The following is a 3,497-nucleotide window of genomic DNA, read 5'->3' as shown; positions in this document are numbered from 1 at the left end:
CCGCCGGGCCCGCCGCGACGGCCGGATCCGTCGGCGGGCCCCGCTCGCCGGAGCCCGGCAGCCGCGGGCGCGCCTCCGGACGGGGGCGGTGATCCGGTGATCTCCGTCACCGCCGACTTCGAGAGGCTGCGCGGCCTGCTGCTCAGCAGAATCCGTGACGTGCCCGACTACCCCAAGCCGGGAGTGCTGTTCAAGGACATCACCCCGCTCCTGGCCGACCCCGAGGCCTTCACCGCCCTCACCGACGTGCTGGCCGGCCTCGCCCGGGAGCGCGGCGCCACCAAGGTGGTGGGACTGGAGGCGCGCGGCTTCATCCTGGCCGCCCCGGCCGCGGTGCGGGCGGGCGTCGGCTTCATCCCGGTGCGCAAGGCGGGCAAGCTGCCCGGCGCCACCCTGTCGCAGGCGTACGAGCTGGAGTACGGCAGCGCCGAGATCGAGATCCACGCCGAGGACCTCACCCCCGGGGACCGGGTGCTGGTGATCGACGACGTGCTGGCCACCGGCGGCACCGCCGAGGCGTCGCTGCGCCTGATCCGCCGTTCCGGAGCGCGGGTCGCCGGGGTCGCGGTCCTGATGGAGCTGGGCTTCCTGCCCGGCCGGACCAGGCTGGAGGCCGCGCTGGAAGGCGCTCCGCTGGATGTGGTGATCACCGTCTGAGAGCAGCCGGTGCCGCGGTGGCACCGACCTCGCGGAGGGGACGGCCCGGAGCACTCCGGGCCGTCCCCTCCGTCGCGTCCGGCCCTCCGCCTGTGACACCCTCGAGGACATCCGACGCCACCCCGCACCTGCGCCCGGCTCGTTCGGGGCCGGGGTGGCTACCATGGCAGTCCGGCCCGTTCCCGGCCGGAACAGCCCTCCGCACGCCGTGGCCGGCGAGGAGGGGCCCACCGAGGAGTTGCCCTTGCCAGACGAGGCCAAGCCGCTCACCGCAGCGCAGCAGCAGGACGCCGGCAGGCCGGCGAAGTCCTCGGCGGCGGGCGCCACCGCGGCGGGGAAGCGCGGCGGCGCACCCAGGCCGTCTCCGTCCACCGTTTCGCCGACAGGCGGGAAACGCGACGACGCGGCCTCCCGGGAAAAGGTCTCGGCCACTCGCGCCGTCTCGGGCGTCTCCGGGCGCTCGGGCTCCTCCAACAGGGTCCGTGCCCGTCTGGCCCGTCTGGGCGTCCAGCGCTCCAGTCCCTACAACCCCGTGCTGGAACCGCTGCTGCGGATCGTCCGGAGCAACGACCCCAAGGCCGACACCGCCACGCTGCGACAGATCGAGCGCGCCTACCAGGTCGCCGAGCGGTGGCACCGGGGGCAGAAGCGCAAGAGCGGCGACCCGTACATCACCCACCCGCTGGCCGTCACCACCATCCTCGCCGAGCTGGGCATGGACCCGGCCACCCTGATGGCGGGGCTGCTGCACGACACGGTCGAGGACACCGAGTACGGCCTGGACACCCTGCGCCGCGACTTCGGCGACCAGGTGGCCCTGCTGGTGGACGGCGTCACCAAGCTGGACAAGGTCAAGTTCGGCGAGGCGGCCCAGGCCGAGACGGTCCGCAAGATGGTCGTCGCCATGGCCAAGGACCCCCGGGTACTGGTCATCAAGCTCGCCGACCGTCTGCACAACATGCGCACCATGCGCTACCTCAAGCGGGAGAAGCAGGAGCAGAAGGCCCGCGAGACGCTGGAGATCTATGCTCCGCTCGCCCACCGCCTGGGCATGAACACCATCAAGTGGGAGCTGGAGGACCTCGCCTTCGCGATCCTCTACCCCAAGATGTACGACGAGATCGTCCGCCTGGTCGCCGAGCGCGCGCCCAAGCGCGACGAGTACCTGGCGACCGTCATCGACGAGGTCCAGGCCGACCTGCGCGGCGCCCGCATCAAGGCGACCGTCACCGGCCGCCCCAAGCACTACTACAGCGTCTACCAGAAGATGATCGTGCGGGGCCGCGACTTCGCCGAGATCTACGACCTGGTGGGCATCCGCGTCCTGGTCGACACCGTCCGCGACTGCTACGCGGCGCTGGGGACCGTCCACGCCCGGTGGAACCCGGTGCCGGGGCGGTTCAAGGACTACATCGCGATGCCCAAGTTCAACATGTACCAGTCGCTGCACACGACGGTCATCGGGCCGGGCGGCAAGCCGGTCGAGCTGCAGATCCGCACCTACGACATGCACCGCCGCGCCGAGTACGGCATCGCCGCGCACTGGAAGTACAAGCAGGAGGCCGTCGCCGGCGCCTCCAAGGTCCGCACCGACGCGCCCGCGAAGAAGGGCGACGCCGTCAACGACATGGCGTGGCTGCGGCAGCTGCTGGACTGGCAGAAGGAGACCGAGGACCCGGGCGAGTTCCTGGAGTCGCTGCGCTTCGACCTCTCGCGCAACGAGGTCTTCGTCTTCACACCCAAGGGCGACGTCATAGCGCTCCCGGCGGGCGCCACCCCGGTGGACTTCTCCTACGCCGTCCACACCGAGGTCGGCCACCGCACCATCGGCGCACGCGTCAACGGGCGCCTGGTGCCGCTGGAGTCCACCCTGGACAACGGCGACCTGGTGGAGGTCTTCACCTCCAAGTCGCCCGGAGCGGGCCCCTCCCGCGACTGGCTGAATTTCGTCAAGTCGCCGCGCGCCCGCAACAAGATCCGCGCCTGGTTCTCCAAGGAGCGCCGCGAGGAGGCCATCGAGCAGGGCAAGGACGCCATCGTGCGGGCCATGCGCAAGCAGAACCTGCCGATCCAGCGCATCCTCACCGGCGACTCCCTGGTCACCCAGGCGCACGAGATGCGCTACCCGGACATCTCGGCGCTCTACGCCGCGATCGGCGAGGGCCACGTCTCCGCGCAGAACGTCGTCCAGAAGCTGATCCAGGCCATCGGCGGCGAGGAGGCCGCCAACGAGGACATCGCCGAGACCGCCCCGCCCATGCGCCGTCGCGCCAAGCGGCGCTCCAGCGCGGACCCGGGCGTGATCGTCAAGGGTGTGGAGGACGTGTGGGTCAAACTGGCCCGCTGCTGCACCCCCGTGCCCGGCGACCCGATCCTCGGGTTCGTCACCCGCGGCAACGGGGTCTCCGTCCACCGCGCCGACTGCGTCAACGTCGACTCGCTCTCGCGCGAGCCGGAGCGGATGCTGGAGGTCGAGTGGGCGCCGACCCAGTCCTCGGTCTTCCTGGTCGCCATCCAGGTCGAGGCGCTGGACCGCTCCCGGCTGCTGTCGGACGTCACCCGGGTGCTGTCCGACCAGCACGTCAACATCCTCTCCGCGGCCGTCCAGACCTCCCGGGACCGGGTGGCCATCTCCCGTTTCACCTTCGAGATGGGCGACCCCAAGCACCTGGGCCACGTGCTGAAGGCGGTGCGCGGGGTGGAGGGCGTCTACGACGTCTACCGCGTCACCTCGGCCCGCCGGTCGTAGCCCGGCGCGCACACCGGGGGGGGGGGGGGGGGGGGGGGGGGGGGGGGGGGGGGGGGGGGGGGGGGGGGGGGGGGGGCGGCGCGCGCGGGGG

Annotated in this window: 2 protein-coding genes; both read left to right on the top strand. The window is 72.1% G+C overall.

All coding sequences use genetic code 11. The features are described from left to right. The first annotated feature begins 96 nt into the window (after positions 1-96). Positions 97-657, top strand: a complete 561-nt coding sequence (locus tag AC2CJA_RS25460) for an adenine phosphoribosyltransferase (protein WP_484605021.1) — start codon at positions 97-99, stop codon at positions 655-657. 244 nt (positions 658-901) lie between these two features. Beyond that, entirely contained in the window at positions 902-3,406 is a 2,505-nt protein-coding gene (locus AC2CJA_RS25455) for a RelA/SpoT family protein (RefSeq protein WP_484605020.1), read from the top strand. The last annotated feature ends 91 nt before the right edge of the window (positions 3,407-3,497 follow it).

The organism is Streptomyces sp. ATLC9 (assembly GCF_057196705.1).
Note: the sequence above shows the minus strand (reverse complement) of the source record. Positions and strands in the feature narration are given on the sequence as shown.